The sequence below is a fragment of the Paraburkholderia nemoris genome (assembly GCF_905221015.1).
GTDB lineage: Bacteria > Pseudomonadota > Gammaproteobacteria > Burkholderiales > Burkholderiaceae > Paraburkholderia > Paraburkholderia nemoris.
Map to the genome: position 1 here is coordinate 154,801 of NZ_CAJNBO010000007.1, position 16,977 is coordinate 171,777.

The 16,977-nt window shown below is 61.8% G+C and carries 13 protein-coding genes; 6 read left to right on the plus strand and 7 right to left on the minus strand.

Features of this window, described 5'->3' with window-relative positions; all coding sequences use genetic code 11:
- From KHO33_RS13010 to KHO33_RS13025, 4 genes are read left to right on the plus strand one after another with little or no spacing between them, the layout of a single operon-like run.
- The gene (locus tag KHO33_RS13010; RefSeq protein ID WP_200565724.1) at window positions 1–1,131 is read left to right on the plus strand and encodes an aminomethyltransferase family protein; all 1,131 of its coding nucleotides are present in this window, start codon (window positions 1–3) and stop codon (window positions 1,129–1,131) included.
- A 51-nt stretch (window positions 1,132–1,182) separates the two neighbouring features.
- Window positions 1,183–2,040, plus strand: coding sequence for a formyltetrahydrofolate deformylase (gene purU / locus KHO33_RS13015; RefSeq protein ID WP_054041202.1), 858 nt, complete (start codon window positions 1,183–1,185; stop codon window positions 2,038–2,040).
- A 28-nt stretch (window positions 2,041–2,068) separates the two neighbouring features.
- Window positions 2,069–3,436, plus strand: a complete 1,368-nt coding sequence (locus KHO33_RS13020) for an NAD(P)-binding domain-containing protein (RefSeq protein ID WP_200565725.1) — start codon at window positions 2,069–2,071, stop codon at window positions 3,434–3,436.
- A gap of 22 nt (window positions 3,437–3,458) precedes the next feature.
- Complete coding sequence (locus KHO33_RS13025) at window positions 3,459–5,810, plus strand: DUF1989 domain-containing protein (RefSeq protein WP_200565726.1); 2,352 nt, start codon at window positions 3,459–3,461, stop codon at window positions 5,808–5,810.
- A gap of 22 nt (window positions 5,811–5,832) precedes the next feature.
- Here KHO33_RS13025 and KHO33_RS13030 read toward each other — a convergent pair whose 3' ends face one another.
- From KHO33_RS13030 to glnT, 6 genes are all read right to left on the minus strand, one after another.
- On the minus strand, window positions 5,833–7,650 hold the full coding sequence (locus tag KHO33_RS13030; RefSeq protein ID WP_200565727.1) for a bifunctional protein-serine/threonine kinase/phosphatase: 1,818 nt from the start codon (window positions 7,648–7,650) through the stop codon (window positions 5,833–5,835).
- A complete protein-coding gene (locus KHO33_RS13035; protein WP_054041195.1) occupies window positions 7,651–9,090 on the minus strand; it encodes an APC family permease in 1,440 nt (479 codons plus the stop codon).
- 80 nt (window positions 9,091–9,170) lie between these two features.
- Window positions 9,171–10,532, minus strand: a complete 1,362-nt coding sequence (locus KHO33_RS13040) for an FMN-binding glutamate synthase family protein (protein ID WP_054041194.1) — start codon at window positions 10,530–10,532, stop codon at window positions 9,171–9,173.
- A gap of 25 nt (window positions 10,533–10,557) precedes the next feature.
- The gene (locus KHO33_RS13045) at window positions 10,558–11,247 is read right to left on the minus strand and encodes a GltB/FmdC/FwdC-like GXGXG domain-containing protein (RefSeq protein ID WP_054041193.1); all 690 of its coding nucleotides are present in this window, start codon (window positions 11,245–11,247) and stop codon (window positions 10,558–10,560) included.
- On the minus strand, window positions 11,235–12,143 hold the full coding sequence (locus tag KHO33_RS13050; protein ID WP_054041192.1) for a class II glutamine amidotransferase: 909 nt from the start codon (window positions 12,141–12,143) through the stop codon (window positions 11,235–11,237). Before KHO33_RS13050 ends, KHO33_RS13045 begins: the two co-directional genes overlap by 13 nt.
- Window positions 12,144–12,154: 11 nt before the next feature.
- A complete protein-coding gene (glnT, locus tag KHO33_RS13055; RefSeq protein WP_211606283.1) occupies window positions 12,155–13,543 on the minus strand; it encodes a type III glutamate--ammonia ligase in 1,389 nt (462 codons plus the stop codon).
- Window positions 13,544–13,767: 224 nt separating this feature from the next.
- Here glnT and KHO33_RS13060 point away from each other — a divergent pair, with 224 nt between their 5' ends.
- Window positions 13,768–14,373 (plus strand): helix-turn-helix domain-containing protein, encoded by a 606-nt coding sequence (locus KHO33_RS13060; protein WP_054041189.1) that lies wholly within the window; start codon window positions 13,768–13,770, stop codon window positions 14,371–14,373.
- 257 nt (window positions 14,374–14,630) lie between these two features.
- Here KHO33_RS13060 and KHO33_RS13065 read toward each other — a convergent pair whose 3' ends face one another.
- Window positions 14,631–15,596 (minus strand): LysR family transcriptional regulator, encoded by a 966-nt coding sequence (locus tag KHO33_RS13065; RefSeq protein ID WP_054041186.1) that lies wholly within the window; start codon window positions 15,594–15,596, stop codon window positions 14,631–14,633.
- 186 nt (window positions 15,597–15,782) lie between these two features.
- Between KHO33_RS13065 and KHO33_RS13070 the strand changes: the two genes are divergently transcribed.
- Window positions 15,783–16,970, plus strand: a complete 1,188-nt coding sequence (locus KHO33_RS13070) for an NAD(P)/FAD-dependent oxidoreductase (protein ID WP_200565728.1) — start codon at window positions 15,783–15,785, stop codon at window positions 16,968–16,970.
- Window positions 16,971–16,977: the final 7 nt, after the last annotated feature.

Sequence of the window (16,977 nt, forward strand, 5' to 3'; positions counted from 1 at the left end):
ATGGCTAATTCATGGCGTATTTCCGCGCTCGCGGACCGTCATCGCGCATTGGGCTCGAACCTCGAAGACTGGAACGGCATGGGCACCGCATGGACGTACTCCGGCGACCTCGCCGATCAGCACGAGGCGATTCGCACCAAGGCGGGTTTGATGGATGTATCTGGTTTGAAGAAGGTCCACTACGTCGGCCCGCACGCGGAAAGCCTGCTCAACTGGGCGACCACGCGCGACGTCAGCAAGCTCTACCCCGGCAAGTCAGTGTATTCGGCGATGCTGAATGAAGACGGCAAGTTTATCGACGACTGCATCGTCTACCGGACCGGGCCGAATGCGTTCATGGTCGTGCATGGCTCCGGAACCGGCTATGAACGCCTCGTTCGCTCCGCGCAGGGCCGCCAGGTCGCTGTGCTGTTCGACGACGATCTGCATGATCTGTCTTTACAGGGTCCCGCCGCCGTGGACTTCCTCGCGGAACACGTGCCGGGCATTCGCGATCTGCCGTATTTCCATCACCTGCAAACGCGGCTTTTCGGCAAGCCGGTGACGATCTCGCGCACCGGCTACACCGGCGAGCGCGGCTACGAAATCTTCTGCAAGGCCGCGGATGCCCCCTTCATCTGGGACACCGTCCTCGACAAAGGCGCGCCGGCCGGCATCATCCCGTGCGCGTTCACGGCGCTCGACTGGCTACGCGTCGAAAGCTATCTGCTGTTCTTCCCCTACGACAACTCCGAGATGTACCCGTTCGCGAACGAAAAAGCGGGCGACACCCTGTGGGAACTCGGCCTCGACTTCACCGTATCGCCGGGAAAAACCGAGTTCTGTGGCGCCGGCGAACACTTTCGCCTGCAAGGCAAGGAGCGTTTCAAGATCTTCGGCGTGCTGGTGGACTCCACTGAAGCAGCCAACGGCGGCGACGCATTATGGAACGACGGCAAGCAGGTCGGCGTCGTGACATGCGGCATGGTCTCGCGGTTGAGCGGCCGCTCGATGGCGATTGCCCGCCTCGACGTGGACTACGCACGCCCCGGCGCGCCGCTCGAAGTGCGCGGCCGCATCAAGGCTCGTGCCAGCGCCGCCGAACTGCCGTTCGACGATCCGGAAAAGAAGAAGCGCACCGCAATCGGCTGATCCGTCGACGGTCTCCCGTTACGTCTCTCACGTATTTTCAGGAGTGTCGCAGTGACCCAGAATTACATACTGACGATCAGTTGCCCGGCCACCTCCGGCATCGTCGCGGCCGTCTCGTCCTATCTCGCGCAATCGGGCTGCTATATCAGCGAGCTCGCGCAATTCGACGACGAATCCAATGGCACATTCTTCATGCGTGCGGTGTTCCGCTTCAACGACGCGAAGACCGGCAGCATCGACAAGCTACGCACCGACTTCGGCAGCATCGCAAACGACTTCGCGATGCAATGGAAGCTTTACAGCGCCGCACAGCCGATGAAGGTGCTGCTGATGGTCAGCAAGTTCGACCATTGCCTCTCCGACCTGCTGTACCGGTATCACAAAGGCCAGTTGCATATGCAGATCACCGCCGTCGTCTCCAACCATCTGGACCTGCGGCCGATGGCGGAGCGCGAAGGCATCCGTTTTATCTATCTGCCGGTGACACCGGAAACCAAGGACCAGCAGGAAGCCGAACTGCTGAAGATCGTCGCCGAGACGGAGACGGAACTCGTGGTGCTCGCGCGCTACATGCAGATTCTCTCCAACAACCTCTGCAAGCAGCTTGCCGGCCGGGCCATCAATATTCATCACTCGTTTCTGCCGGGATTCAAAGGCGCAAAACCGTATCACCAGGCATTCGAACGCGGCGTGAAGCTGATCGGCGCCACCGCGCACTACGTCACCTCAGATCTCGACGAAGGGCCGATCATCGAACAGGAAGTGCAGCGTGTTGATCACGTCCTGCAACCTGACGGGCTCGTCGCGATCGGGCGCGATACGGAAACGGTGGCGCTGTCGCGCGCGGTGAAATTCCATACTGAGCATCGCGTCTTCCTCAATCGCGATCGCACCGTGATCTTCCGCTAACCCTGGCTCAACTCATCGGCGGCAAACCATGAAAAAACGCGTTGCAATCATCGGTGCGGGCCCTTCCGGGATGGCGCAATTGCGCGCTTTCCAGTCCGCGAGAGAAAAAGGCGCAGACATTCCCGATATCGTCTGCTTCGAGAAACAGAAGGACTGGGGCGGCATGTGGAATTACACGTGGCGCACAGGCACCGACGAGAACGGCGAGCCGGTGCACGGCAGCATGTATCGCTACCTGTGGTCCAACGGGCCAAAGGAATGTCTGGAGTTCGCGGACTATACCTTCGAGGAGCATTTCGGCAAACCGATCGCCTCGTATCCGCCGCGCGAGGTGCTGTGGGACTATATTCGCGGACGCGTCGAGAAAGCCGGTGTACGGCCTTATATTCGCTTCAATACGGCGGTCCGTCAGGTGTGCTTCGACGCCGCATCCAGGAAATTCACCGTCACTGCTCAAGACTATTCCGCCGGCACCACGACGTCGGAAGAGTTCGATTACGTCGTCAACGCGTGCGGCCACTTCTCGACACCGAACGCGCCAAGCTTCTCCGGCTTTGAGAGTTTTGGTGGCCGCATCCTGCATGCACACGATTTCCGCGACGCGCTGGAGTTCAAGGACAAGGATGTGTTGCTGGTCGGCAGCAGCTATTCGGCGGAAGACATCGGTTCCCAGTGCTACAAGTACGGTGCGAAGAGCATTACGAGTTGCTATCGCACCGCGCCGATGGGCTATCACTGGCCCGAAAACTGGGAAGAGAAACCGATATTGCAGCGCGTGCGCGGCAATATCGCTTACTTCGCCGACGACACGCACAAGCGCATCGACGCGATCATCCTGTGCACCGGTTATCAGCATCACTTCCCGTTCCTACCCGACGAACTGCATCTGAAGACCGGTAATCGCCTGTGGCCTTTGAACCTCTATAAAGGCATTTTCTGGGAAGACAATCCAGGCCTGATCTACCTTGGCATGCAGGACCTCTGGTATTCGTTCAACATGTTCGACGCTCAAGCCTGGTACGCGCGCGAGGTGATCCTCGGACGCATCACGTTGCCGCCGAAAGCGGAAATGACCGCACACAGCCTCGCATGGCGCGCGAAAGAAGAAAGTCTCGTCACCCACCAGGAGATGTTCGAGTTTCAGGGCAGCTACATCCAGGAGCTGCTCGATGCGACCGACTACCCGAGTTTCGACATCGACGGGGTGAACAGAACCTTCCTCGAATGGAAACACGACAAGCACGACGACATCATGGGCTACCGCAACAAGTCCTATCGCTCGCTGATGACGGGCACGCAATCCCCGCCTCATCACACGCCGTGGCTGTCGGCACTCGATGACTCGATGGATGCGTATCTTGGCGAACCCGTTGCGGCGTTGAAAACCGCCGGCTAAGCGGCGCGAGCCAGGGAAGAACATGCTGATACGCACCCCCATAAGCTCGCGTCCTGCTGAGCCGGCGCTGTTTGCTCGCGCGGCCGGATGCGAACGATATCGCGTGGCGGGCGGCGGCCTCACGGTCGTCGCACTCACGCCCGGCGATACTTTGCAGATCGAGGATATCGAAGGCCTGCAGCCCTGCGAACTCATGGCTTTCGATGCGCATGGCGAAGCGGCGCTGAGCGCGCTCGACCTACACTCGTCGGCGGGCGCTTCGTTCGTGGCGAGTCTGTTGCATAGCGGCTCGGCCGCGCGTGTGCTGACCGGTCTGCGCAAGCATGGCGTTCAAGCGAGCGCATTGCAGTCCGCGGCAGCAATCTGGAGCGGCGACACACCGGCTGGCTTTACGCGAAAACTCATTGCCTCCGAAGCGCTGCTCGTCATCGTCGCCGCGCCGGGTGCCGCAAGGACAATCGATTCGCAGAACCCGCCCACGGGCTTGCGTCTCACGATCGATCGCGCGAATCCCGCGCTGCTCGCCGCGCCGCCGCTTCCCCCACCATTGGCGCACGCGCTGAACGACTTCACGATCCAGCCCGGTACCGCGACCGCGTACACGGTGCGCGCGGGAGAATACATTCAGGTACTGGACGTTGCGGGTCGGCAATGTTCGGATTTCGTCGCCTTCGATCTCGCCGCGCTGGATAGAAACGAGGAACTCGACCTCGAACAGACCGTGACGAGAACGCTGAATGGCAATGCGTATCCCGCTCCCGGCCTGTTCTCGAAGTTCTTCAATCGAAACATGCAGCCCATGCTCGAAGTGGTACGCGACACGGTGGGCCGTCACGACTCATTTGCACTGGCGTGCGCGGCGCGCTATTACGAAAGCCAGGGCTATTTCGGCCATAGCAACTGCAGCGACAACATGAGCCGCGCCCTCGCCGCTTTTAACGTGGCGCCGCGCCCCGGCTGGCCCGCGATCAATTTCTTCTTCAATACCGGCGTCAACGCCCATCAGCAAATGACGCTCGATGAACCGTGGTCGCGTCCAGGCGACTACGTGCTGATGCGTGCGCTGACCGACCTCGTGTGCGTGAGTTCGTCCTGTCCCGACGATATCGATCCCGCGAACGGCTGGAATCCGACCGATATCCAGATCCGCGTCTATCCGAACAAGGAACGCTTCTCCATTGCCATGGCTACCCGAACCACGCCCGATGCCGAACCGGTCCTGACCCGCGAGTCAGGCTTTCATGCAAAGACGTCCGCGCTCACCGGTCATTTCACCGACTATCGCGGCTGGTGGTTGCCGACGCACTACGAGGGCTTCGGCACCGCCGAAGAATACTTCGGCTGCCGGGAGCGCGTCGCGATGATGGATCTGTCCGCGCTTCGCAAGTTCGAGATCATCGGTCCCGACGCGGAAGCCCTGTTGCAATACTGTTTGACGCGCGACGTCCGGCGGCTCGCGGTCGGGCAGGTCGTGTATTCGGCGATGTGCTATCCGCACGGCGGCATGCTCGACGACGGCACGCTGTTGCGCCTCGGCCCGGACAATTTCCGCTGGATTTGCGGCGAAGACTACGCCGGTGTCTGGCTGCGCGAGCAGGCGGCGACGCTCGGCATGAAGGTGTGGGTCAAATCGGCCTCGGATCAGATTCACAATCTGTCGATTCAGGGACCGCTGAGTCGCGAGTTGTTGAAGCAGATGGTGTGGACACCGCCCACCCAGCCGGCGCTCGATAAACTCGGCTGGTTCCGCTTTCTGGTCGGTCGGCTCGACAATTACGAAGGCTGTCCGATCATGGTCTCGCGCACCGGCTACACCGGCGAACTCGGCTATGAAGTCTGGTGTCATCCGCAAGATGCCGAACGCGTGTGGGACCGCTTGTGGTCGGCTGGGCAACCGCTAGGCATGGTTCCGCTCGGACTGAACGCGCTCGATATGCTGCGCGTCGAGGCCGGCCTGATCTTCGCCGGCTACGAGTTCACCGACGAAACCGATCCGTTCGAAGCCGGCATCGGTTTTTCGGTGCCGCTGAAAACCAAAGAAGACGACTTCATCGGCCGCGACGCATTGCTGGCCCGCAGCGCGCATCCGCGGCACAAGCTGGTCGGGCTCGAACTCGACGGCAACGAACCCGCACATCATGGAGATTGCGTGCACGGGCAACACAACGCGCGCGCGCAGATCGGTGTGGTCACAAGCGGCGTGCGTTCTCCGATCCTCGGCAAGAACATTGCGCTGTGCCGTATCGATATCACTTACGCCGAACCGGGAACACGCGTGCAGGTCGGCAAGATCGACGGGCATCAGAAACGCATCGACGCTCAGGTCGTGGCGCCGATCTTCTACGATCCGGACAAGAGCCGTGTCCGCGCTTGAACGGCCGCGCCACCAATCCCGTTCAATGCCGCATCAACGACCACAACAGCAGCGCCAGCAACAGAACGACGACCACCTGCCAGAACAGCACCGGATCGCTCTCGAGCAAGGGCTTGCGCCGAATCGGCGCCATTGCGTCCCGGCCACTCGAAAAACGTTCGAGGTCAGCGCAGACTTCGAGCACGTCCTGATACCTGCGCGCCGGATCGGACTGCAGCGCTTTCTCCAGCACCAGGTCGAGCCATAGCGGCGCGTCCTGCCGGTACTGATAGAGCGGCACACGGCCATTGAAACCGTAGGGCAGTTTGCCGCCGCTGAACAGCCGGTACAGGGTCACGCCAAACGCGAACACCTCGGAGCGAGCATCGCCCTGTGCGCCCTTCATCAACTCGGGCGCCATATAAGCGGGTGAGCCCGGCGCCGCGTCGGGGCCCGGCAACTGCATGCCAGGCATATAACCGAAGCCGAGATCGAGCAGGCGCGTGCTATCGCCCCACATCACCAGTACGTTCTCGGGTTTGATGTCGCGATGGAAGATATTGCGGCGATTCAGCACGTCGATCGAATGGCCTAGCTGTTGCGCGATCTTGAGCGCACGCGGCAGCGCCATGGGCTGAGGCGCCGCCAGCAGTTTTTCGAGCGTGACGCCTGAGCCGAGCGGCATCACCACGTAGAGCCGGGTTTGCCGGTCGGCATCGATCGGCATCGGCGCGAGCACGCCATCGTCGCTGATCTTGCCGGCCAGCCAGCGCTCGCGCACGATCGACTGGCGCACGTTCTCGTCCTGTTCGACACGCGGCTTGGGAAACTTGAGCGCCAGCGGCGTGTTCGGATCGGCCAGATCGTAGCCCGCGAAAATCCGCGAATAGAAGCCATCGCTCAACACGCTCTTGAGCAGATAGCCGTCGACCACCTCGCCTGCGTCGGGCACCGCCGGAATCGGCAAGGTGCCGACCACCCGCTCAAGGTAACCGACATCGAGCAAAGGCAGGCCGCCCACATCGAGCACCGCGCTCGTCACGTCGTCTTGCGAGCCGCGCGTCATCGCCAGCGCATTGAGCCGGCGTGCCGTTTCGAGCGCACCGCCGCGCGCCGCCAGCACCGTCTGCAGCTCGCGCATCGGCACGCGGCGATAGAGTCCGTCGGAGCACATCAGCAGGCGGTCGCCCTCGCGCAACTCAAGCGTTTCGATGCGCGTCACCAGCGTCGGCAGCATGCCGACCGCGTGCGCCACATAAGAACCGAAGGCGACCGGCACCACGTCGTCGTCACCGAGCTGGGCCAGTTGGCCATCGCGCAGCAGATAGAGCCGCACATCGCCGGCCGCGACCAGATACGCGGTAGCGCGGCGCACGATCAGCGCCGCAAAGGACGCGGACATCTGCTTCAGTGCAGGGTCGACCCGGCCGATCTGATGCAGCCAGCCGTGTATTGCCTCGAGCGCGCGCGCAGCGGCGACGCCGGGTTGCAAGGTGTCGGCGAGCCCGTAATAGGCATCGATAAAGGTCCGCACCGAGAGTTCGGCCGCGACCCGCCCGCCTTTGCTGCCGCTCACGCCATCGGCAAGAGCGATCACGCTGCCACGCGCGGCGCGCTCCGCCAGATCGCCGAGCATCACGCCGACGTAGTCTTCGTTGATGTGATCCTGCCCGCGGGCGCGGGCAGGGAAAGAAACACAACCGATCTCGAGCGCGGCGCACTCGCCGCGCTCCGGCTTCAACTGCAGATCGATTTCCTGGCCGCCCATTCCACGGCCGCTAGCGGACCTTCCCTCTGGATCGTCTGGCACCTGGCTGGTGTTCGGTGCGGGCAAGCTATCCTGGGAGAAGGGTTCACTCATTTACTTTTTGCCGTGGGTCATCACGTCGCTTGTTTCCAGATCGTGCTCGATCTTAGAGAGCACCTGCGGCGAGCGCTTCTTGAGCATCAACAACCAGACTGCGCCAACCAGCATATACGCAACGAACAGATACGGCAGGATGTTATACGGATAATCGGGCACCGGATACACGCTGCCGATCACCGCGCCGACCATTGCCAGTGCGCCGAGCACGCCCCACACGACGTTGCTCGTCTTGAGCTCGCCCTGCTTCTTCAGATAAACCGGTGCCGCGATGGCGACGAGGAAATACACGACCAGGAAGCCAAAGGTCGCAAACGTACTGGTATAGCCGAAGGTGTTGAGCGGACCGGTACCGAGCATCGCGATACACACCACAAAGGTCACGATGGAGGAAAACGCAACGGCCAGGTACGGCGTCTGGTGCGTGCGGTGCACCATGCCCATCGAGCGATGCACGAACTGATAGCGGCCCATCGAATACAGCAGGCGGCTGGACGAGTTGATACACGCAAGCACGCACGAGAACGCGCTCACCGAAGCGATCAGATAAAACACCGGACCGAGCGGCGAGGCGCCGACGCTCGTGAGCAAGGTGCTGAGCACGGCCGAATCGCCGCCGAGCTTGGCTGCGTCGTCGTGATAGGCGATCGTCATCGAATAGGCCACAAACATGAAGAACAGGCCCGACAGGATCACGCACCAGACCACCGCACGCGGAATGACGCGCAGCGGGTTCCTGGTTTCCTGGCCGAGCGAGGCCGCGCTCTCGAAACCCACGTACGAGAAGATGCCGAGCACCATGCCCTGTGCCATGCCCTTACCGCTCACGCCCTGCAACCCAAGTTGCGTATGGTCGATGATATGGTCCGGATGCAGTGCGAGCACGTAGATCAGCACACCGCCCACGATCACCACCGAAGCGGCTTCGATTGCCAGCGACAGGCGCGATGAAAGCTTCACGTCACGTGCCGAGAAGAACCAGGCGAGCCCGACAAAGACCGTGTAGACCGCCCACGACGGGATATTGATGCCCCAAGCCGTAAAAGCGTTCTGCACGAACACCACACCTGCGGCGCCAACCCCCATTGCCGTGCCCACGTAAGCCGCGATCAATCCCCAGCCGGCAATGCCACCCGCCATCGGCCCAAGCGCGCGCGAGATATAGATAAAGAACGAACCCGCCGAGGCGATCCGGCTCGAGAGCGCGATGATGCTCATGCTCACCAGCAGCAATCCAAGCGTTGAAAGACCATAAATCAACCACGTCCCCGCACCGGCCAGCGCGGCAATCGCAGTCACGTTGATCGATGGCGTGAAAGTTGGTGAAAGGTTCGCGATGGATTGGCCGATGACCTCGGGAAAACCTAGCGTACCGGCACGCAGACCGCCGGATGGTGCCGAAGCAGCTGCTTGCGTGGTGCTTTGCGGAGTGCTCATGTCGGGCTCCTGATAGAGGGGTGAATCAAGGTTGAATGCACTCAACTTTTCCACAGTCAAAAATCTCAAAACAACTCAATTCATGGGGTCCATCCAGGAATCCACGACGTACCCGCGAGCGGAATGCGCGCCATTGCCGCCGCCTCGACCGTCAACGCGACCAGATCCTCCGGTTCGAGGTGATGGACGTTCTGCTTGCCGCACGCTCGCGCGATCGTCGTCAGTTCCATGTTCAGCGTCTTCAGGTAGTTGCGCACGCGGCGCGAACCTTCATCGGGCTGTACACGCTGTTCGAGCACCGCGTCCTGGGTGGTCACGCCGACCGGGCACTTGCCCGTGTGGCAGTGATGGCAGAAACCCGGCGACGTGTTCAGCGCCGCGTAGTCCGCCGCCGCCGAATGAAGCGCGCCGTTCTGAAAGTACGTATCGCTGTTGCAGCCGAGCGCCATCAGCATGCCCTGCCCGATCGCCACCGCATCCGCGCCGAGCGCCAGTGCCTTCGCCACATCAGCACCGGTACGGATGCCGCCCGAGACGATCAGTTGCACCTGGCCTTTCATATTCAGGTCTTCGAGCGCGTCCACCGCCTGGCGAACCGCGGCCAGCGTCGGAATGCCGACGTTCTCGATGAAGCAGGTCTGCGTCGCCGCCGTGCCGCCCTGCATCCCGTCGATCACCACCACGTCCGCGCCCGCATGCACCGCGAGCTTGACGTCGTTGAACGTGCGGGTTGCGCCGACCTTCACGTAGATCGGTTTTTCCCAATCGGTGATTTCGCGCAGTTCCTGAATCTTGATCGCCAGATCGTCCGGGCCGGTCCAGTCCGGATGACGGCTCGCCGAACGCTGATCGACGCCGGCCGGCAAGGTGCGCATCGAGGCGACGCGCGGATTGACCTTCTGCCCGAGCAGCATGCCGCCGCCACCCGGTTTCGCGCCCTGGCCGATCACGATTTCGATCGCATCGGCGCGGCGCACGTCGTCCGGATTGAAGCCGTAGCGCGACGGCAGGCACTGATAGACCAGCGTCTTCGACGAGCGGCGCTCTTCCTGCGTCATGCCGCCGTCGCCGGTGGTGGTCGAGGTGCCCATCGCGGTCGCGGCCTGGCCGAGCGCTTCTTTCACGTTCGCGGACAGCGCACCGAAGCTCATGCCGGCGATCGTGATCGGAATGTCGAGCACCACCGGCTTTTTGGCGAAGCGCGTGCCGAGCACGGTCTGCGTCGCGCATTTCTCGCGATACCCTTCGAGCGGATAGCGCGACAGCGAGGCGCCGAGAAACAGCAGATCGTCGAAATGCGGCACACGGCGTTTCGCGCCCAGACCGCGAATTTCGTAGAGGCCGCGCTGCGCGGCCGAGTGGATATAGTCGATCGTCTTGCGGTCGTAGCCTTGCGACTCTTCCTGCTGCAAGCGGACGAATTGAACGGATTTGGCTTCCATGGGGGCCTTCTTCGAGAGCGTGTGTTCAATATTCCTGGTTCGCGTCGGCGTTCCAGTGATAGAGCGTGCGAGCGGAGGCGATCCGTTTGAACGACGCCGGGTCGTGGTCCATGCCGGCGGCGGTGAGCAGCGCGCGCACCGCGTCGATATCCGTCTGCGTCATCGGCTCGTACTGCGCGTCCGCGCCGAGTGATTTCACTTCGCCGCGCACGTACAGCACCGCTTCGTAAAGCGAGTCGCCGAGCGCATCACCCGCATTGCCACAGATCACCATGCGGCCCGCCTGCGCCATGAACGCGGAGAAGCTGCCCACCGAGCCGCCCACCACGATGTCGCCGCCCTTGAGCGAAATACCGCAGCGCAGGCCCGCATCGCCGTCGATCACCAGCAGGCCGCCGTGCGCCGAAGCGCCCGCGCCGTTCGACGCGAAACCCTTCACATGCACCTTGCCGCTCATCATGTTTTCCGCGACGCCGGTGCTCGCGCTGCCTTCAATCTCGATGATGGCGTGCTTATTCATGCCGCCCGCGTAATAGCCCGCGTGACCGGCGATCGTCACGCGCACCGGCGCATCCACACCGACAGCGAGGTTATGCGCGCCGTTCGGCGCGACGACCGTCACCGCCTGGCCCTCCAGTTCGCTCGCCGGCTTATGCAGGAACTGGTTCAGCTCACGGACCGTCGTGCGCTCCAGATCGAAAGTCAGGCTTTCCATACATACATCTCCTCAGGTGCGGGTTCGAAGACCCTGGCGTTCTTGATATCGGGCAGATGCGCGAGCGAGCGAAACTCGGAAGCGATCGCGACGTAGTCGTCGTTTTCCGCGACCACCGCCGGCTTGCACGCGAACGGATCGCGAATCAGCGCGAGTTCGGTCGAGGTGCCCATCAGGAACGTGTAGAAGCCGTCGAGTTCTTCGAAACCCTTCTGCAAGGCGACCGGCAACGTGTCGCCTTCGCGCAGCCGCCATTCGAGAAAGCGGCAGGCGGCTTCGGTGTCGTTGTCGGTATCGAAGTGAATGCCTTGCGGTTCGAGCTTGCGGCGCACGCCATGCGCGTTCGAGAGCGAGCCGTTGTGGACGAGGCAGAAGTCGTCGCCGGCCGTGAACGGATGCGCGCGATCGGGCGTCACCGCCGATTCCGTCGCCATGCGTGTGTGGCCGACCAGGTGCGAGCCTGTCAGGTTCGCAAAGTCATAACGCTCGGCGACTTGCCTGGGCGAGCCAATATCCTTGTACAGATCGATCGAGCGGCCGCTCGACAGCAGATACAGCTTCGGATAGCGCTCGCGCAGCCATGTCTTCACGCGCTCGACATTGCCTTGCACCGTCAGTACCGCATGATTGCCTTTCGCCTCGACATGGGCGGTCACGTCCATTGCTGCGTTCAATGCGTCCAGCAGCGGTTGCCATGCGAAGTCCGCGCCTTCGTCGGTGAAGCCCGCGTAGATGCTCAGCTTGCGTTGGCTCGCATCGACCTGTTTGCCGAACACCGCGAGGCCCGCCGAATCCGGTCCGCGCTCGGTCATGCCGATCAGCATCGGCACCATCAGTTCGCCGAGCCGTTCGCGCAATGCCGGCGTCTTGACCAGCAAGCCCACAATTCCGCACATGGTGCTTCTCCTTAGAAAAATTCGAGGTAGGTCTTCAGTTCCCAGTCCGAAACGTGGCGCATGTATTCGAGCCACTCCATCCGTTTGAGCTTGAGGAATTCATCGGCAACCGGGCCGAGCGCGTCGCAGATCACGCGGTCGCTTTCCAGCGCATCGAGCGCCTGCTCGAGGTTTTGCGGCAGCACGCCGATGCCGTGTTCGGAGAGTTTCGCGGGCGACCACTCGTAGAGATTCTCGTTAGCCGGTTCGCCCGGTGACAGACCACGGTCGATGCCGTCCAGCCCCGCGGCAATCACGGCCGATGTCGCGAGATACGGATTGCACGCACCATCCGGCAAACGCAGTTCGATGCGCTCGCCGGGCATGCGCACCATCGTCGAGCGGTTGTTGTCGCCGTAGCTGATGTAGGCCGGCGCCCACGTTGCACCTGTCAGCGAGCGGCCAACCACGAGGCGCTTGTATGAGTTCACCGTCGGATTGCACAGCGCGGCCAGCGCGGGCGCGTGCGCGAGCAAACCGGCGGTGAATTGATAGCCGAGCGTCGACAGACCCATGCCGAGCTTGTCGCTTTTGTCCGAGAACAGGTTGCGTTCGCCGTCGCCGATCGACATATGCATGTGCATGCCATTGCCGGGACGGTTCGCGAACGGCTTCGGCATGAACGAGCAGATCATGTCGAGTTCATTGGCGATCTCGGAGGCGGCCATCTTGAAGAACACGTAGTGATCGCACGAGGTCAGGCAATCGGTGTACGTGTAGTTGATTTCGAACTGACCGTTCGCGTCTTCGTGATCGATCTGATAGACGTCGATGCCGACCGCGCGCATCGATTCGGTGAGCTTTTCCAGGAAGACGCGCGTGCGCGAGAGTCCCTTGTAGTCGTAGCACGGCTTGGCGAGCGTATCGCTCGGATCGCATGGCTCAAGCGTGCCGGACGCCGAACGGCGCAGCAGCGAGAATTCCGGCTCCAGACCCGTGAAGAGCGTCCAGTTGCGCTCGGTCATCCGTGCGACCTGTTTCTTCAAGGTCACGCGCGAATCGTATTGCCACGCTTCGCCATCCACATGACCGTCGCAGACAATCCGTGCCAGGCCCGGCTGCCACGGCACCGGCGTGAGCGTCGCCAGATCGCCGACGGCCATATAGTCGGGGCCGTTGGGCTCGATACCGACTCCCCAGATCGCAAACCCCGCGAACCCGGCACCCGCCGTCAACACGCTCTTCAGATGACTGACCGGCACCGATTTCGCCTTGGCCACGCCGTGAATATCGACAAACTGCGCCAGCACGTACTTCACGCCCTGCTGCGTCAGATACGCTTGCGCCTCTTCCGCCGAGCCGAAGCGGGGCACGCATCCGAGCTCGTTGACCGGCAGCTTGCTCGCATCGTTCAGGTTCATCGCCACTCCTTGCAACTGCATCTTTCGTGGTTTGGAAAAGCCACACGCAGCGCGTGTGACCGGGTTACGCAACACGCTCCCGAACGCCTGTTGTGGCGCACTTCAAGCTTGTTTTTGATCGGCCGGATACTTTATTGGTGAGAAACAAAGATTCTTTTTGTGAAACTCTTTGCGCGTGACTCGGCGCTGCAATCTGCTACGCTTTCGTTTTACGTGAGGCTTACATGCAACTCGGTGAAGACAATAAAACGCCGCTTGAACGCTATCTCGGCAACACCATTCGCGAATTACGTCAGCGCCACGGCCTGACCATTGCTCAGGTTTCCGCTCAGGCCGGCATCAGCCGCGGCATGCTCTCGAAGATCGAAAACGCGCAGACTTCCGCAGGTCTCGAGGTCCTCAACCGCATCGCCCAGGCACTCGGCGTTTCGCTCTCCATGCTGTTTCGCAATTTCGACGTGCCGCAAGGCGGTGCACAACTCGTCAAAAAAGGCGGCGGCATGGAAGTGGTTCGCAAGGGCACCAAAAGCGGCCACACCTATCACCTGCTTGCCTATGACCAAGGTCCGCGTAAGCTTTTCGAACCCTTCCTGATCACGATGGAAGACGAAGCCGAACGCTTTCCCGTGTTTCAGCATCCGGGCACCGAATTCATTCACATGCTCAAGGGCGTGATCGAATACCGCCACGGTCAGCAAACCTACATTCTTCATCCTGGCGACACGCTCACTTTCCAGGGCGAGATACCGCACGGTCCGGAACGCCTGATCAAGACGCCTATTCAATTCCTGTCGATTTTTGTCTATCCGCAATCGAGTGCAGCCGACTGATCGCTCGCTGCGGCCGTCTCAGTCAATGCCTTTAACAATGCAACGTTTGTGCCATGTTTATCTGAGTGAATCAAAGATTCCCACCAATAAACGCTTTGGGCGCCATGCGCCGTTCCTGATTTCGACGTTGAAAGGTTCATCAGCCTGACTGCGGTGCACAGCGTCGCTGTGACTGGTGCGACTTTGCACAAAAACGAGGTGTGCGGTTAAACAGCGTTAAAAGCAACACTTATACAAACCCGTGCTATCGCACCTAATCAGCGCAATGCATCGTCCGGCAGATCGGGCAGCGCCCGTGCGAGCGACGGTTGAATCGCGTTGTCCAGCACGCCGCGCGTCAGCATGACGATGTCGCCCGCGAACTGTTCCCACTCGCCCTGGCGATGCAGCAGGAAAAAATCGCGCCGCCCGAGCCGGCTCGACGGCAACGGCATCACCGCGATATCGTCCAGATAGTGCCGCGCCTGCCACAAACACAAAGGCGTCGAAATCGCGAATCCCGCCCGCGCGGCCACCAGACTCAGCAGCGGATCGGTCGCGTCGAACTCGTAACGCCGCGGACTGTTGATGCCCAGATGCCGTGCGAAACGCTCGATCTGCTGGCCGATCACCGAGCGCGCCGTATAGCGGATCAGCGGCAGCTCGAGCGCAAGCGTGCGCCAGTCGATATTGCGGCGTCCGTTCAAATGGCTGCGCGCCACCACCACCACGAATGCCTCGGAAAACAGCGGCACTTCGACGATCCGTGGGTCGCTTAACGTGGTCTGCGTGCAGATCGCGATATCCAGTTCGCGGTCGTGCAACTGCTTGCTCAGGCCCGGCGTGAGACCGGACCACATCGAAATCTGCCGCTCTGAATTCGACACCGCACGAATCAATTCAGGCCCGACAGTGGCCGCGAACGAATCGACGCAACCCAGGCGCACCGGCATCTTGCCCGTATGCGACGCGTCGCCGATCCGCGCGCTCACCATCTGCGCGTGTTCGATCAACGGCCCTGCCAGTTCCAGCAACGCGCGCCCCGCTACATTCGGGCGCGGCGGACGGCTCTCGCGGTCGAACAGCGTCAGGCCCTGATCCCGCTCCAGCGCGGCAATCGACTGGCTGATGGCGCTCTGGCTCACGCCGAGCTGCTTCGCCGCGCCAGTCATCGAGCCGCTGTCGCAGACAGCCACAAAAGCCTGCAGCGCGCGCAGATCGATCGGGGTCGGGGTTCGTCTCATGAAATGCTCCGCTCGCGTGGGTGACATGCCGGTCATCCTGTGCGGTACGACAGCATGGTGCCGAGGTTCGCAGGCTTGGTGCACAGGATGAGAAATTGCATTGGCTCGCCATAAGTTTGCCTAATACAAAATTGGCGCGGCCAACGTTTTCCTAGAATTCGCCTCATTGCCTACACAGAGGTCCACATGAGCCACTACGATTTCATCGTGATTGGCGCTGGCGTCATCGGCGCGTCGGTCGCCCATCATCTCGCCGCACTGGGCGCGCAAAGCGTGCTGGTTATCGAACAGGGCACGATCGGCGCGGGCACCACGTCACAGTCGTCCGGCCTGTTGCGCACGCACTATTCGGTGCGCCAGAACGTGGAACTCGCGCGCTCTTCGTGGTGGGCATTCAATAATTTCGCTGACTACCTCGGTGACGACGAAGCGTCCTGTGGTCTCGTCAAATGCGGCTATCTGATCTGCGCGCCCGACGGCGACAAGCTCGAGCCGCTGCGCGCCTCGCTCGCCGCGCAGCAGGATATGGGCATCGAAGTGCAACTGCTCGACAAGGCTGAGGCGCACGAGCGCCTGCCGATTGCGAACTTCGACGACGCCGCGCTGATCGGCTATGAACCGGAGGCGGGTTTTGCGGATGCCTATCTGGTGGCGACCGGCTTCGCCCGCTCGGCGCGCCGGCGCGGTGTCAAGATCATGGAAGGCGTGACGGTCACGGGCCTCGTGCGCGAAGGACGCCGGATCACCGGGGTCGCAACCAGTGCGGGTAACTTCAGTTGCGGCACGCTGATCAGCACGCAGAACATCTGGACGCCGGAACTCGCGGGCTGGATCGGTGTGCCGCTGCCAGTTAAGCCGGAGCGTCATACGGTGCTCGCGCTCGAATGCGACGGCGCCGCGTATTCGTTCAAGATGCCGGCGTTCAAGGACCTGGGTTCGGACGGCATGCTCTATTACCGCAGTTACGGCGGCAGTCAGATGCTGGTGTCGGAAGGTGTGGTGGGCGAGACGTTGAACTCGCCGGAAACCGAACAGGGCGATATCTCGCTCGACTACGTCGCCGAAGTCGGCGCGCAGGTGGCCGAACGTTTTCCGGCTTATGAAGCCGCGGGTCTCGCTTCGTCATGGACCGGTGTCTACGACGTGACGCCCGATTGGAATCCGGTGTTGGGCCAGGTCGCCGATATCGAAGGACTCGTTGTCGGCTTTGGCTTCTCCGGGCATGGCTTCAAGCTGTCGCCGGGCATCGGCAAGATCCTCGCGCAGCATGCGCTCGGTCTGTCCACGGATGTCTCCCTCGCGCCCTATGCACTCGACCGGTTCGCCAGTGGCGCGCTGCTGGTGGGCAAGTACGGTTCGGGCGCGGTTTCCTGATGTCCGA

What these genes read in the sequence shown, in the direction of transcription:
- KHO33_RS13010 (WP_200565724.1), top strand. Translation starts at nt 1, where the DNA reads ATGGCTAATTCATGGCGTATTTCCGCGCTCGCGGACCGTCATCGCGCA.
- KHO33_RS13020 (WP_200565725.1), top strand. Translation starts at nt 2,069, where the DNA reads ATGAAAAAACGCGTTGCAATCATCGGTGCGGGCCCTTCCGGGATGGCG.
- KHO33_RS13025 (WP_200565726.1), top strand. Translation starts at nt 3,459, where the DNA reads ATGCTGATACGCACCCCCATAAGCTCGCGTCCTGCTGAGCCGGCGCTG.
- KHO33_RS13030 (WP_200565727.1), bottom strand. Translation starts at nt 7,650, where the DNA reads ATGAGTGAACCCTTCTCCCAGGATAGCTTGCCCGCACCGAACACCAGC.
- KHO33_RS13035 (WP_054041195.1), bottom strand. Translation starts at nt 9,090, where the DNA reads ATGAGCACTCCGCAAAGCACCACGCAAGCAGCTGCTTCGGCACCATCC.
- KHO33_RS13040 (WP_054041194.1), bottom strand. Translation starts at nt 10,532, where the DNA reads ATGGAAGCCAAATCCGTTCAATTCGTCCGCTTGCAGCAGGAAGAGTCG.
- KHO33_RS13045 (WP_054041193.1), bottom strand. Translation starts at nt 11,247, where the DNA reads ATGGAAAGCCTGACTTTCGATCTGGAGCGCACGACGGTCCGTGAGCTG.
- KHO33_RS13050 (WP_054041192.1), bottom strand. Translation starts at nt 12,143, where the DNA reads ATGTGCGGAATTGTGGGCTTGCTGGTCAAGACGCCGGCATTGCGCGAA.
- glnT (WP_211606283.1), bottom strand. Translation starts at nt 13,543, where the DNA reads ATGAACCTGAACGATGCGAGCAAGCTGCCGGTCAACGAGCTCGGATGC.
- KHO33_RS13060 (WP_054041189.1), top strand. Translation starts at nt 13,768, where the DNA reads ATGCAACTCGGTGAAGACAATAAAACGCCGCTTGAACGCTATCTCGGC.
- KHO33_RS13065 (WP_054041186.1), bottom strand. Translation starts at nt 15,596, where the DNA reads ATGAGACGAACCCCGACCCCGATCGATCTGCGCGCGCTGCAGGCTTTT.
- KHO33_RS13070 (WP_200565728.1), top strand. Translation starts at nt 15,783, where the DNA reads ATGAGCCACTACGATTTCATCGTGATTGGCGCTGGCGTCATCGGCGCG.